Below are 17,565 nucleotides of genomic sequence, written 5' to 3' on the forward strand. Positions count from 1 at the left end.
ATTTTTATTCACCTTTAGCCGTTGTTTCGCGGGACGTCGAGCGGGCGAGCGCATCATTCCAGGTATCGAGAAGGACCGCGCGATCCACGGGTTGCGGCTCGATGGTTTGCGTGTTTCGCGGCAGCTCCGCGACATCGAGATCGCTCCACAAGCCGAGTGACAGCCCCGCCAGATAAGCAGCGCCCAAAGCCGACGCCTCGGGTGCTTCGCATTGGATCACCGGATGGTCGATGAGGTTGGCGACACACTGCATCAGGAAGCGGTTCTGGCTTGGTCCGCCGTCCACATAGAGCGCGCCGAGCGCGCCGCCGCTCTGCGTCCGCATGGCCGCGATCACGTCATGCACCTGGAAGGCGATGGAGTCGGTTACCGACCGAGCCATTTGCGCACGTGTCGTGTTGAAGTTGATCTGGGAGAACAGGGCACGGGCGTCGGAGTTCCAATAGGGTGCGCCCAGTCCCACGAATGCCGGCACGAAGCCGGGTCCGCCCGGCTCGGCGCTCGCCGCAAGTTCGACAAGGGCCGCCACATCCGCAAGGCCGAGAATATCAGCCATCCAGGGAAGACTGGCGGCGCAGACGAGAATATTGCCTTCGAAAGCGAAAGTCGGTCTTCCCCCGATACGCCAGGCGACGGTGGTTGTGACGCCGTTGCGCGGGGGAATGAATCGCGCAAGCGTCGTCATCACCGAAGAGCCGGTTCCGAAGGTCACCTTGCCGTCGCCCGGCTTGAATGCTCCGTGACCGAACAGGGCGGCATGGCTGTCTCCGATCGCGGCCATGATGGGAGTGCCATCAGGCACTCCCGGCAATCCCAGCGTTCTGCCGAAATCGGCAGAACTGTCGAGCACCTCGGGCAGCAGCGCGATATCGACGCCGAAAATCTCGCCGAGCTCCTCGCTCCATCTCTGCTCCCGGAGATCGAACAACTGGCTCCTGGCGGCATTGGAAGCATCGCAGGCATGCCGGCGCCCGCCCGTCAGGCAGTGGACGAGCCAGCTGTCGATCGTTCCCAGCCGCACCGATCGCCCGGCCGGAATACGGTCGAGCAGCCATCGGAATTTCGAACCCGGGAACATCGGATCCAATGGCAGGCCCGTCAGCGCTTGCACCCGGTCAAGGTGGCCTTCGGCTATGAGAGCTTCGCAATCCGGTGCCGTCCGGCGGCACTGCCAGCTTACCACCGGCCCGAGCGCCTCTCCCGTGTCGGCATCCCAGGCCGTGACGGACTCGCGCTGGTTGGAAATGGCCACGGCCTCGATAACCACATCGGGGCCGGCTTTCAGGCAGGCGTCGACCGCTTCGCAGACCGATGCGTAGAGCCGGCGTGGGTCTTGTTCGACCCAGCCCGGCTTCGGATAGGAGATGCCGACAGGAGCCGAACCTCTGCCGACGATCTCTCCCTTTTCGGAAACGAGAACTGCCTTTGAATTGGTCGTGCCCTGGTCGATTGCCAGAATTGCCCGCATTCCATCCTCCTCAGATCGGTGCCGGCCGGGACGGCGAAAAAGCGTCCCGGCTGGTCACGCGATCCCAGTTACTTGCGCCTGATCAGCGACTCCGCCGCGTCGGCAATTGCGGACGGCGCCATCCCGAATTCATCGAGCAGGAACTCTGCCGAACCGGTCGGAGCGTAGACGCCGGGAACGCCGAGACGTTTCATCGGGACCGGAGCATTGTCGACCACCACTTCGGCGACCGCGGAGCCGAGCCCGCCGAAGATCGAATGTTCTTCGGCCGTGACGATCGCTCCGGTTTCCTTCGCCGCGGCGATGATAGCCTCCTCGTCGATCGGACGCACCGTTGCAAGGTTGAGCACTCTGGCATCGATGCCGCGGCCTGCGAGGATTTCGGCAGCCTTCAAAATTCGATGAGTCAAAGTGCCGTTGGCGATAAGGGTGACTTGGGAACCCTGGCGAAGGAGATTTGCCTTGCCAAGTTCGAACTTATGGCCTTCCGGAAGGAGGTCGGGCACCCCTACCCGCGACAGACGCAGGAAACAGGGCCCGTCATAGGTCGCTGCCCAGGCAACAGCGGCAGCGGTTTCGATGCGGTCACAAGGTGCAATCACCGGCAGATTGGGCAGGACCCGCGTCCAGGCGAAGTCTTCGATCGAGTGATGGGTCGGACCGAGTTCGCCATAGGCCATTCCGGAAGAAATGCCGACCAGTTTGACGTTGGCATTCGAATAGGAAATATCGGCCTTGATCTGCTCCAGGGACCGCCCCGTCAGAAACGGAGCAGCGGCGCACACGAATGGAAGACGTCCGCCGTTGGCAAGGCCTGCTCCAACGCCGACCATGTTCTGCTCGGCGATGCCGACGTTTACGAGGCGATCCGGAAATTTCGACTTGAAGCCGCCGAGCTTGGAGGAACCGACCGAGTCGTTGCAGACTGCAACGATCGTTTCGTTTTCAGCAGCCAGCCGCTCAAGCGTGGCAGCGAATGCATCGCGGCAATCGTAAAGCTTGGGTGGGTTTATTGGCGCGTTCATTACAGGGCCTCCGACAATTCTGCCAATGCGATTTCGTATTGTTCCTTGCTCGGTACCTTGTGGTGCCAGTCGACCCGGTCCTGCATGAACGAGATTCCATGGCCCTTGTTGGTATGGGCAACGATGCAATGTGGTCTTGCCCCCCGGCGTTCGAGAGCGGGAACGACTTCGCTCATATTGTTCCCGTTGATTTCGGTGACCTCCCAATCGAACGCCTCCAGCTTCGGACGCAGCGGCGCGAGATCATTGGTTTCGGCCAGCGCCGCGCCCTGCTGGAACCTGTTGTGGTCGATGACCAGCGTCAAATTGTCGAGCTTGAACTGGGCGGCCGCCATGATCGCTTCCCAGTTGGAACCCTCCTGCATCTCACCGTCCCCGGTGACGACATAGGTGTGATATTTCGCGCCTGAGAGCTTGGCGGCTTTCGCCATTCCTATGGCGACCGGAAGACCGTGACCGAGCGGCCCGGTATTCGTTTCGACGCCCGGAACCTTGTTGCAATTTGGATGCCCGTTCAGCCTCGAATGCGGCTGCAAAAAGGTGGAAATCTCCTCCTCCGGGATAAAGCCACGTTTGGCGAGCGTCACATACAGAGCGCATGCCGTATGTCCCTTTGAAAGAACGAACCTGTCGCGGCCTGGATGTTTGGGCTGATCCGGCCAGACATTCAGCACCCTGAAATAGAGCGCCGTCAAAATGTCGATGACCGACATTTCCCCGCCAATATGGCCGGCGCCCGCTTCGAAGACCGCCTGAAGATCGCGCAATCGGATTTCGCGGGCGATGCGCTCAAGTTCTGTCGTATCCATGAGTTCCTCTTGCATAAATATTCATTCATCAATATTTTTGCACAAGAAGCCGATTAGTCAAGCCCTTAAGCGAGCCTGACAGCAGCTGACGCCAGAGCAAATCCTATTGACAGCCGGAAAGCAAGTTGTTAATGAATTTTCCAGCAGGTGTGAATATTTATTCCCTCCTGAACGAATATCGGATACAAGCCTACGCAGAGGGAGGAGCAATGGTGGCGCTCGATATCAATGAACACAGGCTTTCCTCCGGTGCGTGGTTGAGCAAGCTCAAGGGAGCGACCGGTCCACTCGTGGGACTGCTCGTGCTGTGCGTCTTTCTGAGCTTCAGCACAGACACGTTTCTTTCGGTTCGAAACGGCCTCAACATCCTCGACCAGATCACTGTTCTCGGCATCATGGCCGTGGGAATGACGTTCGTCATCCTCATCGGCGGCATCGATCTCTCCGTCGGCTCGGCACTTGCCCTAGCGATGATGGTCATGGGCTGGACCGCCAATGTCGCCGGCCTGCCGCTGCCTGTCGGCATCGCCTTTGCGCTGATCGCCTCGGCGGTATCAGGCCTGATCGTCGGACTTCTGGTGACGCAGTTCAGGGTTCCAGCCTTTATTGCCACGCTTGCAATGATGTCTGCAGCTCGCGGCGTTGCAAACATGATCACGGACGGCCAGCAGATCGTCGGATTCCCCGACTGGTTCATGATGCTGGCGATCGATCGCCATTTCGGCGTCATGACAGCCACGGTGTTTCTGATGCTTGCGGTTGTTCTCGCGGCCTGGCTTTTCCTGCACTTCCGATCCGAAGGGCGCATGCTCTATGCGGTGGGCGGAAACTCCGAAGTCGCGCGCCTGGCCGGCATCAACGTCCCGCTCGTGACGATCGGCGTCTATGTCATGAGTGCCGTCCTTGCGGGGCTTGCCGGCGTCGTGCTCGCCGCCCGACTGGATTCCGTCCAGCCATCCAGTGGCCTTGGTTATGAACTGGACACCATCGCCGCGGTCGTCATCGGCGGGACTTCGCTCTCCGGCGGCGCGGGCGGCATCGGGGGAACGCTGATCGGCGTTCTAATCATCGGTGTGCTTCGCAACGGCCTCAACCTTCTCAACGTCTCACCGTTTCTTCAGCAGGTGATCATCGGCATCGTCATCGTGCTCGCGGTCGGCGCGGAGACCATTCGTCGGCGTCGCGCCTGACGAGCAGGGTCCGCCGTGTTGGCGGACCCGGAATTCCGCCCCGGAATGTTGGGGCGGATCAATACCCCGAGGGGGAGGACATACCCGAGGGTTCCATCAAACAACGGAGGAAATACAATGAAAATTGCGCGCACCATGCTCGCGTCTGCTGCACTTCTCGGCCTCATGCTCGGTCCCGTACACGCGGCGGAACTGAAGAAGCTCGGCCTGGCCGTTGCCAATCTTCAGGCAAACTTCTTCAACCAGATCAAGCAATCGGTCGAAGCCGAAGCCAAGAAGCGCGGCATCGAAGTCATCACGGTTGACGCCAAGGGCGACGGCCCGACACAGGTCAACCAGATCCAGGACCTCCTGACTCAGAAAATCGACGCGCTGATCTACATTCCGGCAGGTGCGGCGGCTGCGACCGTTCCGGTCAAGCTCGCGAAGAGCGCTGGTATTCCGGTCGTGAACGTTGACCGCAACGCCGAGGGAGCGCCCGGCGATACCTTCCTTGCAACGGATTCCGTCGCCTCTGCCAAGGCGGTGTGCGACTACATCCTGAAGGAAGCCGGCGGCAAGGGAAAGATGGTCATCATCCACGGCCAGAAGGGCACGACGCCGGAGGTCGATCGCTCGAAGGGCTGTGCTGAATCTCTGAAAGCATATCCTGATGTCAAGGTTGTCGCCGAGCAGTTCTCGAACATCTGGAGCCAGGACGAAGGCTTCCAGATCATGCAGAATATGCTGCAGGCAAATCCGGACGTTTCGATCGTGTTCGCCCAGGCCGACGGTCTCGCCCTTGGCGCCGCCCAGGCGATCAAGGTCGCCAATCCATCGCAGAAGATCGTGGTTGGTGGTTTCGATGGCGACACCGCAGCTCTCGAAGCCCTCAGCAAGGGCGTCTTCAACGTAACTGCGACCCAGCAGACACAGAAAATGGGCCGCGATGCGGTTGAAAATGCCGCCAAGCTTGTCGCCGGAGAAAAGGTGCCGCCGGTCCAGCTCATGGATGCCACGTTGACGACCAAGGAAAACGTCGCAGGCTTCATCGCCAACCATCCGTAACGCATCGGCCCGAAAATCGGAATCGATTTTCGGAAAGCACGATGCGTAGATTCAAGCGTTAGAGCGTCCTTTGTGCGTCCAAACGGACGCACGGCGCTCTAATAAGTCGAGGTCTTGAGGAGGTGTGCCATGACTGACCCGGTTCTTTCCCTGAGGGGCATATCCAAGTGGTATGGGCCGCTCCAGGTTCTGAAGAATGTCAGCTTGGACGTCTATCCGGGCGAAGTGGTTGCACTTCTCGGTGAAAACGGAGCGGGCAAGTCGACGCTATCGGGCATCATCGCCGGGTCCCGCACACCGTCCGAAGGATCAATGACATGGCTGGGGCAGCCTTATGCCCCGGCCACCCCTAGGGAAGCGATCGACAAGGGCGTCGTCCTGATCCACCAGGAACTGCAGCTTCTGCCGCAGCTGTCGATCGCGGAAAACGTCTTCATCGGGCGCTGGCCGATGAAGAATGGCGTCGTCGACCGTGCCCAGATGGTTCGCCGGGCCCAGGACCAGCTGGCACGCTTGAACCTTCACATACCCGCAACGCGAACGGTCGCCGGCCTTTCGACAGCAAATCAGCAGCTCATCGAGATCGCCAAGGCGCTGGCTCTCAACGCAAAGCTGCTGATCCTCGATGAGCCGACAGCCGCGCTTGGCGGCGCGGAGACGGAAGCTCTCTTCGAACAGGTGCGGAAGCTTCGCTCAGAGGGCGTCGGCATCGTCTACATCTCCCACCGCATGGAAGAGATCAAGCAGATAACCGACCGGATCGTCGTTCTTCGCGACGGTGAGCGCGTGCAGGAATTCTCAGACAGCGCGACCCCGGTGCGCACGATCGTCGAGAGCATGGTCGGACGCCCGCTTGACCGCTTGTTCCCCACCCTGCCCGTTCCGACAGACCGTCCGGTACTCCAGGTATCCGGGCTGAGCTCGCCTGATAACGCGTTCCGTGACGTTAACTTCGAGGTGCGGGCCGGGGAAATTCTCGGGATTGCCGGATTGGTCGGCGCCGGCCGCACCGAACTGGTGCGCGCCATTTCGGGCGCGGACCCAATCAGTGCAGGTTCGATCAAGCTGGAAGGCGAAGAACTCAGGCTGCGCGATCCGGCGGACGCCATCGCTAGGGGTATCGTGATGGTTCCGGAAGACCGCAAGGAGCAGGGCCTGATCGTCGGCCACCGGATCAGCGAGAACATTATCTACGCCAATCTCGACAAGCTGGGCGGGCGTTGGATTACGCCGCGCATCAAGCGCTCGTTTGCAGAAAAGGCAGTTGCCAAGTTCGGCGTAAAGGGCCGTGCCGAGCAATACGCCTCGGACCTTTCCGGCGGCAACCAGCAAAAGGTCGTGATCGCCAAGTGGCTTATGCGCGATCCCAAGGTCGTCGTGCTCGACGAACCGACGAGAGGCATCGACGTCGGCGCCCGGGCGGGCATCTACGACATCATCGTCAATCTTGCCAAACAGGGCGTGGCGGTCATCGTCGTCAGCTCGGATCTCGAGGAAGTTCTCGGAGTCTCCAATCGCATTCTCGTACTTGCCCAGGGCAAGCAGGCGGGGATCCTCAATCGTGACCAGGCAAATGACGTTTCGGTCATGGAGCTAGCCACCATCTAAACAGACAGAGAAAGGAAGAGCGGTGTCCGACATCACTCTGAACGCCCCGAAGCTTTTCGATCTCAGCGGCCAGGTCGCCATCGTTACCGGAGCCGGGAGCGGCATTGGGCAGCGCATTGCCATCGGCCTTGCGCAATGCGGCGCCGACGTGGCGCTGCTCGACCGCCGGACCGACGACGGATTGGCCAGGACGGCCGAACATATTCGCGCCGCCGGCCGCCGCTCGATCCAGATCGCAGCTGACGTCACAAGCAAATTGTCCCTTGGAGAGGCCGTCGCACGTACCGAAGCAGATCTCGGCCTGTTGACGCTTGCCGTCAACGCTGCAGGCATCGCTAACGCGAACCCGGCGGAAGAGATGGAGGAGGATCAATATCAGACGTTGATGGATATCAACCTCAAAGGCATATTCCTTTCCTGCCAGGCCGAGGCTCGCGCCATGCTGAAGAATGGACGCGGTTCCATCGTCAACATCGCCTCCATGTCCGGCGTGATCGTAAACCGGGGGCTGAGCCAGGCGCATTACAACGCCTCCAAGGCGGGCGTCATCCATATGTCGAAGTCTCTGGCGATGGAATGGGTCGACCGCGGTATCCGCGTCAACACCATCTCCCCCGGATACACGGCAACGCCGATGAACACCCGTCCGGAGATGGTTCATCAGACCAAGCTCTTCGAAGAGCAGACGCCGATGCAGCGTATGGCATCGGTCGACGAGATGGTCGGACCGGCGGTGTTCTTGCTGTCGAATGCAGCAAGTTTCGTGACCGGCGTCGATCTTCTCGTCGACGGCGGCTTCTGCTGCTGGTGATAACTGAAAAAATGAACGGTCTCGCTTCCTCCCTGGCTGAGATCGAGGCGCTGAAGGAACGGGCAAGACGGCGTGCGATATCGTCGTCTTGCCCGCCCTTCACGCCGATAGAACGGGTAGAGGAGTCGGGCGTCGCCATCGGCGCTCAAGACGGCCTGAATTCCCCGAGATTATCTCGGGCAGCCGTTCGAGCTCCAATAAGCATCACAGCGCAGATCGCACCCAGATTTGCTGTTTGTTGACGGATACCGGGAAGGAAAGAGCATGAAACGCTTTGAGCAAAAGACTGTCGTCATTACCGGGGCTAGCCGCGGCATCGGCGCGGCGATCGCCAGGCGCTTTGCGCGCGAAGGCGCCAATCTCGTGGTCTCGGCCAACGAGGAGCTGGTCCACGGCGTTGCCGATGGGATCCGGGCCGAAGGCGGCAAGGCAATCTCCTTCATCGGCGACGTCACCGACAAGGCGGGCGTCATTGCCCTCTATGATGCCGCCGAGAAGGAATTCGGCGCGGTCGACGTCTCGATCCAGAATGCCGGCGTCATCACCATCGCCCGCATCGAGGATCTGACCGAAAACGAGTGGGACAAGGTCATGGCCGTCAACACCAAGGGCGTCTTCCTCTGCGCCCAGGAGGCCATTCTGCGCATGCGCAAACACAAGCGCGGCGGCCGCATCATCAACACCGCCTCCGGCCAGGCCCGCGACGGCTTCATCTACACGCCCCACTATGCCGCCTCGAAAATGGGCGTCGTCGGCATCACCCAGAGCCTGGCCAAAGAAGTCGCCACCGAGAAGATCACCGTCAACGCCTTCTGCCCCGGCATCATCGAAACGGATATGTGGGCCTATAACGACCAGGCCTGGGGCAAACTGCTCGGCAACTACGCTCCCGGCGAATTGATGAAGGAATGGGTCGAGGGCATTCCGATGAAGCGCGCCGGCTCCGGAGAAGACGTCGCCGGCCTGGTCACCTTCCTCGCCAGCGACGACGCCGCCTACATCACCGGCCAGACGATCAATGTCGACGGTGGTTTGATCATGTCCTGAGCCTTCTGGAGCAACGGTGGCCAGTCCCGTCTTCGGGGCTCCTTCGGGGGGGCCAGGACGAGGCTGGAGAGAGGTCGCAGCCGGCGGCACCCCCGATCAGCCCTCATCCTGAGGTGTGGAGGCCGGAGCCTCGAAGGATGAGGGCGGGTGGCTGGGCACCCGCGATCACATCCGTCGCCGGAGGAGCTACCAGTGGCTCGACCTCATGCCTGCCGATCCCCGCCTCTTCCTCACACTTTACGTCCGGCTGATCGACACCCCGCCATCCGCCAGCATCGCCGTCCCCGTCACGAAGCTCGACATGTCGGACGCCAGGAACATCGCCGCATTGGCGATCTCTTCCGGTTGCGCCATGCGCTTCAGCGAATGCAGCCCCTCGACGAAGGCGAGCACCTCAGGCGTGGCATCAGGCGCGTTGGTGATGCTGGCGGGTGTGTCCGTGCCGCCGGGAAGCAGGGCGTTGACGCGGATGTTCTGTCGGCCGAGTTCGGCGGCGAGCACCTGCACGAAGCCGATCAGCCCCGCCTTACCAGCCGCATAGGCGGCCATGCCGGGCATGCCGGCGGTGTGGCCGACGAAGCTGGAGGTGAAGATCAACGATCCGCCGCCTTTTCCCATCGCTGCCGACTGGTGTTTGGCGCCGAGGAAAGCGGCGGTGAGATTGGTCTCGATCGTCTCGCGCCAGCCTTCCAGCGAGAGGCCGGCAACCGGCCCCATCTCGCCAAGGATGCCGGCATTGTTGAAGGCGATGTCGAGCCCGCCGAAGCGCGAGACCGCCATGTCGGCAAGCCTTGCCTGCAGCGCCTCGTCCCTGACGTCGCCCGATATGGCGACAGCCTGTCCGCCCTCCGCCTCGATTTCGGCGATGACGGCGTCGAGCGCCTGCTGTCGCCTTGCGGTGACCACGAGCTTCGCGCCCTCTCGCGCAAAGAGCTTCGCCGCCGCGCGGCCGATGCCCGAGCTTGCGCCGGTGATGATCGCGACCTTGTCGTTCAGAAGTGTCATGTCCGTTTCTCCTCAGTTGTCGAGGCATCCGAGATCTCAAAGATCGGGCCGTGCAGCCACCCGTTTCCCGCGTGGACGGCCGAAAACCGCCGACAGTCGATGCTTCGGCCGGCGATCCGTTCGCCAGCCGAGGGCGGATGGAAGCCTGGATCGTCCGTGAGAAATCGGAATTCACATTATAAAACGGTGCCTTGCCGTGGCCTCCAAACACGCGCCTGCCGCTGCGTCAGCACCGTTGTGCGCCGCATCATCGATTTATCCCGGGTGTGACATTCATCCGATTCCCTTCATGTATCTTCCCGACTAAGAAGGGGCGCACAGGTAACGGGAATCTCTTCATGCCGCGGTCACGCAATACTGAGGGCGCCATCTATATGAGCATGGCGATGGCCGGCTTTTCCGCAAGCGATGCTCTGTCCAAATCGGTGGTCGCCTATATGAACGCCGGCGAGATCATGTTCCTGCGCGGCCTCTTCACCAGCCTGCTCGTCTATCTGATCGCCAGGAAAATGGGCGCTCTGCGCTCCTGGCGCATCGTGCTGCAGCCGATCATCCTCGTCCGCATCATCTGCGAGATGTTTTCCGCCGTCACCTATATCACCGCGCTCGGCATGATGCCGATCGCCAATGCCTCGGCGATCCTGCAATCGCTGCCGCTGGTCGTCACTTTCGGTGCCGCCCTCTTCTTCCGCGAGCCCGTCGGCTGGCGGCGCTGGTCGGCGATCCTCGTCGGCCTCGTCGGCGTGATGATCATCATCCGCCCCGGACCGGAAGGTTTCACCGCCGCCGCCCTGCTCTGCGTCGGCGCCGTGCTGACGACGGCCGGCCGCGATCTCGCCACCCGCTCGATCGACCCGGAGATTCCCTCGCTGATGATCACCGTCATCACCGCCATCTCCATCTCCTTCTTCGGCGCCTTGCTGATCCCGGTACTCGGCGGCTGGCAGCCGGTCAGTGCGACTTCGCTCGGGCATCTGCTGCTCGCTTCGGTGCTGGTGCTCGTCGGCTACCAGTCGGTCATCCTCGCCATGCGCACCGGCGAAATCTCCTTCGTCGCACCGTTCCGCTATACCAGCCTGATCTTCTCCTCGCTGCTCGGTTTTTTCTTCTTCGCCGAAGTGCCCGACAGCTGGACGCTCCTCGGCGCTGCAATCGTCATCGCTTCCGGCCTCTATACGTTCTATCGTGAAGCCAAGCGCCGCGTACCCCCGATCGCGCAGGAATCCGCGCCGCGCTCACCGGTTTGAGGCAGGATGATGACTGAATTCCCGCTCGACACATCCGATATAGCAGGCGTCGTGCTGGCCGGCGGCCGCTCGCAACGCATGGGCCACGACAAGGCGGGCGCAATGCTCGGGGCCGAAAGCCTGCTGCGCCATGTGCTGACCCGCCTTTCGCAGCAGGTTGCCCTCATTGCGGTCAATGCCGATGCCGCCGCCGAGGATGTGCCTGTGGTCCCCGACCGTTTTCCCGGCAAGGCGGGGCCACTGGCCGGCATTCATGCGGCCATGGTCTATGCCGCCGGCCTTCCCGCGATCAGCCATGTCGTCACCGTCTCGGTCGACTGCCCGTTCTTCCCGACCGATCTCGTCGCCCGGCTGGCGGCATCGCTCGAACGCCCGCCGCAGATTGCCATCGCCGCCTCCGAAGGCCGCAGCCATCCGGTCTTCGGGCTGTGGCCGGTGACGCTCGCCGCCGATCTCGAAGCCTGGATCGCCACCGACGAGAAGCGCCGCGTGCGCGACTTCCTGTTGCGGCATGACGTTACGGAAGTAGTGTTTCCGCTGCATCCGACCCGCGCCAGCCTGCTCGATCCCTTCTTCAACATCAACACGCCTGACGATCTTGTCGAGGCGGAACGCTGGCTGGAGGCCCTTCGCGCATGACCGCACCGAAAATCTTCGGCATTGCCGGCTGGAAGAACTCGGGCAAAACCGGGCTCGCCGTCCGGCTGGTGACGGAGTTCACCCGCCGCGGCTATAGGATCTCGACGATCAAGCACGCCCATCATGATTTCGACATCGACAAGGTGGGCGCCGACAGCTACCGCCACCGGCAGGCCGGCGCCCACGAGGTCACGATCGTTTCCGGCACCCGCTACGCCATCATGCACGAGCTGCGCGGCGCGCCCGAACCTGCGTTCGAGGAGATCCTCGCCCGTCTTGCCCCCTGCGATCTCGTGCTCATCGAAGGTTACAAGCGCGAACCGATCCCGAAGATCGAGGCGCGCCGCCTGGAGGCCGCCAATCGTCAACCGCTGGCGCCGAGCGATCCCCATATCTGCGCCATCGCCGCCGATCATGCCGTCACGGATACGGCCCTACCGGTCTTCGATCTAGACGACACAGGCGCCATCGCCGATTTCATCGCTGATATCGTCGGGCTTGGAGAGGCGATGTCCTGAAGCGCCGCCGCCGCTGGCTGATCTGGGAACCGGAACCGCTTCGCCTGCCATCGCCTTGCTGATTTCCCTGGCAAGCTGCGCCTGATTATAGGGCTTTCCCAATCTCGGAAGATCGATATCGGTGCCGGCGGGAAGATCGGCATAGCCGGTGGCCAGCACGATTGGCAGCGCTGGCAAAATGTCCCGCGCGGCCTCAGCGAGCTGTGCACCGGTCATACCAGGCATCGAATAGTCGGTGATGACAAGGTCGAAATGCTGGCCGCCCCTGATCAGCTCGAGCGCCTCCGAGCCGGAATTTGCCTCGACCACCTCGTGGCCGAGATCTTCGAGCATGTCGACTGAACTCATGGCGATCAAGGCATCATCATCGACCAGAAGGATCTTCAGCCTGGATGCAGCCTGCGGGACGGTAAACTCCGCCTCTGCCAGCCGCTCGGGGCGCCGTTCGGTCGCCGGAAGCCACAATTCGGCTGTCGTTCCCACCCCAGGCTGGCTTGTCAGAAGAAGTGCGCCATTGAGCTGAACGGCAAGTCCGTGGATCATCGATAGACCCAGGCCCGTGCCCTTTCCGAGTTCCTTGGTCGAGAAAAACGGATCGACGGCCTTCTTCAGCGTCTCCGCGTCCATGCCGGTGCCGCTGTCGGCCACCGCCAATACGAGATAGGCTCCCTCGCCGAGATCGCCGCCATTGCCGGCAACCTGTTCCTCGCGCAGCGAAATAGACAGCGTCCCCCCGTCCGGCATCGCATCACGGGCATTGACCGCAAGGTTGAGCAGCGCCAATTCGAGCTGGTTCGCATCGACCAGCGCCGGCGGCAGGGTCGCCGGCAGCATGGTCTCGATGCTGACCGAGGATCCAACCGAACGCCGCAGCAGGTCGTTCATGCCGGAGACCAGCTCGGCCAGGTCGACAGGCTTGACCTGCAGATCCTGCTGCCTGGCAAAAGCCAACAGCCGCTGGGTCAGCGCCGCCCCGCGCCGCGCGCCTTGAAGCGCCCCGTCGATCAGACGCATCGCTTTGGCATCTCCGGCCACGTGCTTGCCGAGCAGCTCCAGATTTCCGAGAACGACCATCAGCAGGTTGTTGAAGTCATGGGCGACGCCGCCCGTCAGTTGGCCGATTGCCTCCATCTTCTGCGATTGACGAAGCTGCTCCTCGGCTCTTTCACGCTGGGCGACTTCCTCAAGCAAGGTCTGGTGAGCGGCGTTGACCTCCCTGGTCCGTTCCCTGACGCGCTCTTCGAGGTTTTCATTGAGCCGTCGCAGATTTTCCTCGATGGTCTTGCGGGCAGTGGTATCGGAGCAGACGCCGACGAGCTTCCTGGCGGAACCATATCTGTCGGTGTAGAGCTGCGCATGAACCTCGGTCCAATGCAGTGATCCATCCGGCCAGATCGTCCTGTGCTCGATCGAATAGTCGTGCCCGGTATCGATGGTCCGGCGCAGACTTGCGAGCACACCGTCCCGGTCATCGGGGTGGATGCTTGCGATCAGATCGTCGCGCGTCACATCATCATCCGCTCCTCGGCCGAAGACTGCCTTGCAGGTCGCCGAGGCGGACAAGGCCATCGAGGAGAGCTCCAGCTCCCAGGCTCCCAGACGACCGGCAGCGAGCGCCGTCTGCAACCGTCGCTCCCCTTCGCCGAGAGCTTCAAGCCGGGCTCGCGCTTCATATTGGCGCAGGCGCCCCTTTAAGGCAGTCCGGGCAACGCTGATGAAGGAGGTCGCATGGAACGGCCGTTCCAGAAAGGTGACGTTGCCAAGAACCTCGGAAAGCCTGGCAGCGGCCGGATTTCGTTCAGGCCCGCCGCCACGTATGGTGAGCACGATGAATGGCAGATCTGACCAGCTCGGTTGGGCCGAAACCCAGGCGGCGATCGGCTTGAGATCGCTCGAGCGAACGGCCTCTTCCGTCAGCACACCAAGCGCGATGTCCTCGCTGAGCGATGACGCGAACATAGACAGATCGGCGGCGGCAATCGACGTCAACCCGGCCTCATCGACCAGCGATCTCGCCACCCAGGCATCGCGACCTGCGGGGGCGTAGATCAACGCTTTCGGTTTGCTGGAATTAGGAATTGCCGCTATCCCCGCTATCGGTCGCGAGGAGCGGCGTTGAGGTCGTGACAAATTCGGGAACGCCGCGAAGCACGCCCTGAAACCCGACGAGAGGATCGCCGAACCTCAAGCCGGAAGCGTCTATCCGATACTCCCGGATGGTATCCTCGTGAAAGCCGGTCCTCTTCTTGATCACCGAGACTGCCCTCCGCACCTTTCCCGCCGCCTCGAAGTAACGCAGCAGAATGACGGTATCGGCGAGATAGGTAACGTCGACAGGTGCCTTCATGTCGCCGACCAGCCCGTGCTGGGCAACGGTGAGAAAGGTGTTGGCGCCCTGCCTGTTCAAATATTGCAGCAGCTCATGCATATGAAGGATCAGCGAATTCTCATCTGGCATCGAAGCCTGATAACCGTTGATACTGTCGATGATCACGGTTTTCGCATCCGACTTGTCGACGCAGTTGCGCACGCGGTGGGCGAATTCGCCCGGCGACAGTTCGGCGGCATCGAGCTGTTCGATGTGGATATGACCCGCGTTCCGCATGGCTTCGAGATCCATTCCGAGCGCCTTCAGCCGCGTGAAGAGCAGGCCCAGCTCCTCGTCAAAAATGAAGGCCGCCACTTTCTCGCCGCGCGCGACCGCAGCCACCAGGAATTGAAACGAGAACGTGCTTTTGCCAGTGCCGGCAGGACCAAGGATGAGTGTACTGGAACCTCGCTCGAGGCCACCTCCCAGAAGAAGGTCCAGTTCCGCAATATTGCAGGAAATCTGATCGCGGGCGTAACTCGACCTGTGTTCGGCGGCGACGAGCCGCGGAAAGACGATCACGCCGCCAGTCTGGATGATGAAATCGTGATAGCCGCCGCGGAAGGCCTGTCCGCGATATTTTATGACCCTGAGACGTCGGCGTTCGGAGCCGTAGCTCGGCGCCATCTCTTCGAGATGGATGACACCGTGCACAACGCTGTGCACCGTCTTGTCGAGCACCTCGGACGTCAGATCATCGAGCAGAAGCACTGTCGCTCCTTGTCGGGCAAAATAATGTTTGAGCGCGAGGATCTGTCGGCGGTAGCGCAACGAGCTTTGCGCGAGCAGCCTTATCTCCGACAGACTATCGAGAACCACGCGACGTGGCTTGATCCGCTCGAAAGCGGCAAAGATTTCCTTTGTTGTCTCTCCGAGTTCAAGATCCGACGAATAAAGCAGGCTCTGCTGTTGGTCGGCGTCCAGCAGGCTTTCCGGAGGCACGACCTCGAAGACCTCGATATTGCCGTCGATCACCATGCCATGCGATGCAGCACCGGCCCGAAGCTCGCTCTCGGTTTCCGAAAGAGTGATGTAGAGCCCCTGCTCGCCGAGCCGTGCACCTTCGATCAGGAACTGCAGCGCAATCGTTGTCTTGCCCGCCCCCGGATTTCCCTCCAGGAGAAACACGTGCCCCGGCGAAAGGCCCCCCGCCAGAACTGTATCCAAACCGGACACGCCGGTCCGAGCTTTCGTGGCAGGTGCCGCAGTATTCATTCACTGTTTCCTTCAATTTCAAGTGTGAATTAGCGGCGAGTGATCGAATGTCAAATCACTGGCAGGCATGATTTCGCTTCCGGCAAGAGCCGATCGTTTGAACGTCGCAATGGCTCGGATATCTGCCGGTCTGCGCAGCTCGAGCGATGGGCGGCTATCCCCGATAGCGAAGCGCATCGACAACGAGGGCGAAGGCTGGCGACGTATGCCGGCGGCTTGGATAGTAGAGATGGTAGCCGGAAAACGGCGGGCACCAGTCCTCGAGGACCCGCACCAGCCGTCCATCGGCAAGATGCGCCTCGACCAGGTTCTCCGGCATATAGGCCAGCCCAAGACCAGCCAGCACTGCGTTCAGCCGCAGGGCTATATTGTTGAAAACCAGTTGGCCTTCGACGCGAACCCTGAGCTCGCGCCCGTCCTTTTCGAACTCCCAGGCATAGACGCTGCCATAGGTCGGCAGGCGCAGATTGATGCAATTGTGATCGGTAAGATCCTGCGGCGTCAGCGGCTTCGGCCTGGTGGCGAAATAGGCGGGAGTGCCGACCACGGCCATGCGCATGTCGGGGCCGATGCGCACCGCAATCATGTCCCTCGCCACCTGTTCCCCTAGCCGCACGCCCGCATCGTAACGTTCCGCGACGATGTCGGTCAGACCGTAATCGACGATGATCTCGACATTGATATCGGGATAATCGGGCAGCAGCTTTTCCAGGGCGGGCCAGAGAACGGCATCGGCCGCATGCTCGCCGGCATTGATGCGGATCGTGCCTGCCGGCTTCTCCCGAAACGCGCTCAAGGCAGCCAGTTCGCTCTCGATCTCGTCGAGCCGCGGTCCAATGGAAACGAGCAGGCGTTCGCCGGCCTCCGTCGGCGAGACGCTGCGCGTCGTGCGTGTCAGCAATCGCAGCCCAAGCCGCTCCTCGAGCCCGCGGATGGTGTGGCTGAGCGCCGATTGCGACACACCCAGCTTGCCCGCCGCCTTAGTGAAGCTCTGTGCACGCGCAACGGCGAGGAAGGCAATGAGGTCGTTGACGGCGGGGCGTGGCATTTATGAAACTTTCTCATGGGTTCTTGCCGTTTATACCATCTAATCGTGGCCAGGCGCACGCCCTAAATACCTTGTCACTCGAGTGGACACGTCCACCCCGACATCGAAAGGAAGACAAATGGACATCAAGCGAAACGGTTCGCAGCCTTCGGCCAAGGGAGCGGCCGATTGGTTCACCGGCAGCGTGCGTGTCGACCCGCTGTTTGCCGTGACCAGCCCCGCACGTGCGGCTGGCGCCAGCGTCACCTTCGAGCCCGGCGCTCGCACCGCCTGGCACACCCATCCGCTCGGCCAGACGCTGATCGTCACATCGGGCTGCGGTCGCGTGCAACGCGAAGGTGGCCCGGTCGAGGAGGTCCGCGCCGGCGACGTTGTCTGCTTCGCACCGGGTGAACGCCATTGGCACGGCGCATCGCCGACGACGGCCATGACCCATATCGCCATTCAGGAACAGCTCGACGGCAAGGTCGTCGACTGGATGGAGCACGTCATCGACACGCAGTACCAAGGTTAGAAAAGG

At 61.7% G+C, this 17,565-nt stretch carries 16 protein-coding genes; 9 read left to right on the forward strand and 7 right to left on the reverse strand.

The genetic code is table 11. The annotated features are described in order from the left end of the window. Positions 1–4: 4 nt before the first annotated feature. From PO860_RS10435 to PO860_RS10445, 3 genes are all read right to left on the reverse strand, one after another. The gene (locus PO860_RS10435) at positions 5–1,468 is read right to left on the reverse strand and encodes an FGGY family carbohydrate kinase (RefSeq protein WP_272782431.1); all 1,464 of its coding nucleotides are present in this window, start codon (positions 1,466–1,468) and stop codon (positions 5–7) included. Positions 1,469–1,536: 68 nt separating this feature from the next. Continuing rightward, entirely contained in the window at positions 1,537–2,493 is a 957-nt protein-coding gene (locus PO860_RS10440) for a transketolase family protein (protein WP_183607100.1), read from the reverse strand. Continuing rightward, a complete protein-coding gene (locus PO860_RS10445) occupies positions 2,493–3,302 on the reverse strand; it encodes a transketolase (protein WP_097619645.1) in 810 nt (269 codons plus the stop codon). Before PO860_RS10445 ends, PO860_RS10440 begins: the two co-directional genes overlap by 1 nt. Before the next feature lie 209 nt (positions 3,303–3,511). On the opposite strand from PO860_RS10445, the gene PO860_RS10450 reads away from it, so the two are divergent. The 5 genes from PO860_RS10450 (at position 3,512) to PO860_RS10470 (ending at position 9,005) form a co-directional block, all read left to right on the forward strand. Beyond that, positions 3,512–4,492, forward strand: coding sequence for an ABC transporter permease (locus PO860_RS10450; protein ID WP_097619495.1), 981 nt, complete (start codon positions 3,512–3,514; stop codon positions 4,490–4,492). Between the two features lie 117 nt (positions 4,493–4,609). Continuing rightward, a complete protein-coding gene (locus PO860_RS10455) occupies positions 4,610–5,539 on the forward strand; it encodes a sugar ABC transporter substrate-binding protein (RefSeq protein ID WP_003569108.1) in 930 nt (309 codons plus the stop codon). A gap of 129 nt (positions 5,540–5,668) precedes the next feature. After that, positions 5,669–7,147: a sugar ABC transporter ATP-binding protein gene (locus PO860_RS10460; RefSeq protein ID WP_273883823.1), complete on the forward strand. Its 1,479-nt coding sequence runs from the start codon at positions 5,669–5,671 to the stop codon at positions 7,145–7,147. Positions 7,148–7,169: 22 nt separating this feature from the next. Beyond that, entirely contained in the window at positions 7,170–7,958 is a 789-nt protein-coding gene (locus PO860_RS10465) for an SDR family oxidoreductase (protein WP_273883824.1), read from the forward strand. Positions 7,959–8,222: 264 nt separating this feature from the next. Continuing rightward, positions 8,223–9,005 (forward strand): glucose 1-dehydrogenase, encoded by a 783-nt coding sequence (locus tag PO860_RS10470; protein ID WP_273880859.1) that lies wholly within the window; start codon positions 8,223–8,225, stop codon positions 9,003–9,005. Positions 9,006–9,242: 237 nt separating this feature from the next. Here the strand turns inward: PO860_RS10470 and PO860_RS10475 are convergent, their stop codons facing one another. Next, positions 9,243–10,010 carry an SDR family oxidoreductase gene (locus PO860_RS10475; protein ID WP_273883825.1) on the reverse strand — a complete coding sequence of 256 codons (768 nt, stop codon included), beginning with the start codon at positions 10,008–10,010 and terminating at the stop codon, positions 9,243–9,245. A gap of 338 nt (positions 10,011–10,348) precedes the next feature. Between PO860_RS10475 and PO860_RS10480 the strand changes: the two genes are divergently transcribed. The 3 genes from PO860_RS10480 to mobB are packed head-to-tail and all read left to right on the forward strand — an operon-like array spanning position 10,349 to position 12,414. Continuing rightward, the gene (locus PO860_RS10480) at positions 10,349–11,257 is read left to right on the forward strand and encodes a DMT family transporter (protein ID WP_273880860.1); all 909 of its coding nucleotides are present in this window, start codon (positions 10,349–10,351) and stop codon (positions 11,255–11,257) included. Between the two features lie 9 nt (positions 11,258–11,266). Continuing rightward, complete coding sequence (mobA, locus tag PO860_RS10485) at positions 11,267–11,896, forward strand: molybdenum cofactor guanylyltransferase MobA (RefSeq protein ID WP_273883826.1); 630 nt, start codon at positions 11,267–11,269, stop codon at positions 11,894–11,896. Continuing rightward, positions 11,893–12,414 carry a molybdopterin-guanine dinucleotide biosynthesis protein B gene (gene mobB, locus PO860_RS10490; RefSeq protein WP_273880861.1) on the forward strand — a complete coding sequence of 174 codons (522 nt, stop codon included), beginning with the start codon at positions 11,893–11,895 and terminating at the stop codon, positions 12,412–12,414. Before mobA ends, mobB begins: the two co-directional genes overlap by 4 nt. On the opposite strand, the gene PO860_RS10495 is transcribed toward mobB, so the two are convergent. From PO860_RS10495 to PO860_RS10505, 3 genes are all read right to left on the reverse strand, one after another. Further along, positions 12,346–14,511: a hybrid sensor histidine kinase/response regulator gene (locus tag PO860_RS10495; protein ID WP_275038330.1), complete on the reverse strand. Its 2,166-nt coding sequence runs from the start codon at positions 14,509–14,511 to the stop codon at positions 12,346–12,348. The genes mobB and PO860_RS10495 overlap by 69 nt on opposite strands. After that, entirely contained in the window at positions 14,486–15,997 is a 1,512-nt protein-coding gene (locus tag PO860_RS10500) for an ATPase domain-containing protein (RefSeq protein ID WP_183607092.1), read from the reverse strand. The genes PO860_RS10495 and PO860_RS10500 overlap by 26 nt, the downstream gene beginning before the upstream one ends. A gap of 154 nt (positions 15,998–16,151) precedes the next feature. Next, complete coding sequence (locus PO860_RS10505) at positions 16,152–17,045, reverse strand: LysR family transcriptional regulator (protein WP_183607091.1); 894 nt, start codon at positions 17,043–17,045, stop codon at positions 16,152–16,154. Between the two features lie 118 nt (positions 17,046–17,163). On the opposite strand from PO860_RS10505, the gene PO860_RS10510 reads away from it, so the two are divergent. Then, on the forward strand, positions 17,164–17,559 hold the full coding sequence (locus PO860_RS10510; RefSeq protein WP_273880863.1) for a (R)-mandelonitrile lyase: 396 nt from the start codon (positions 17,164–17,166) through the stop codon (positions 17,557–17,559). The last annotated feature ends 6 nt before the right edge of the window (positions 17,560–17,565 follow it).

This window comes from Rhizobium binxianense, assembly GCF_028994275.1.
Taxonomy (GTDB): Bacteria; Pseudomonadota; Alphaproteobacteria; order Rhizobiales; family Rhizobiaceae; genus Rhizobium; species Rhizobium binxianense.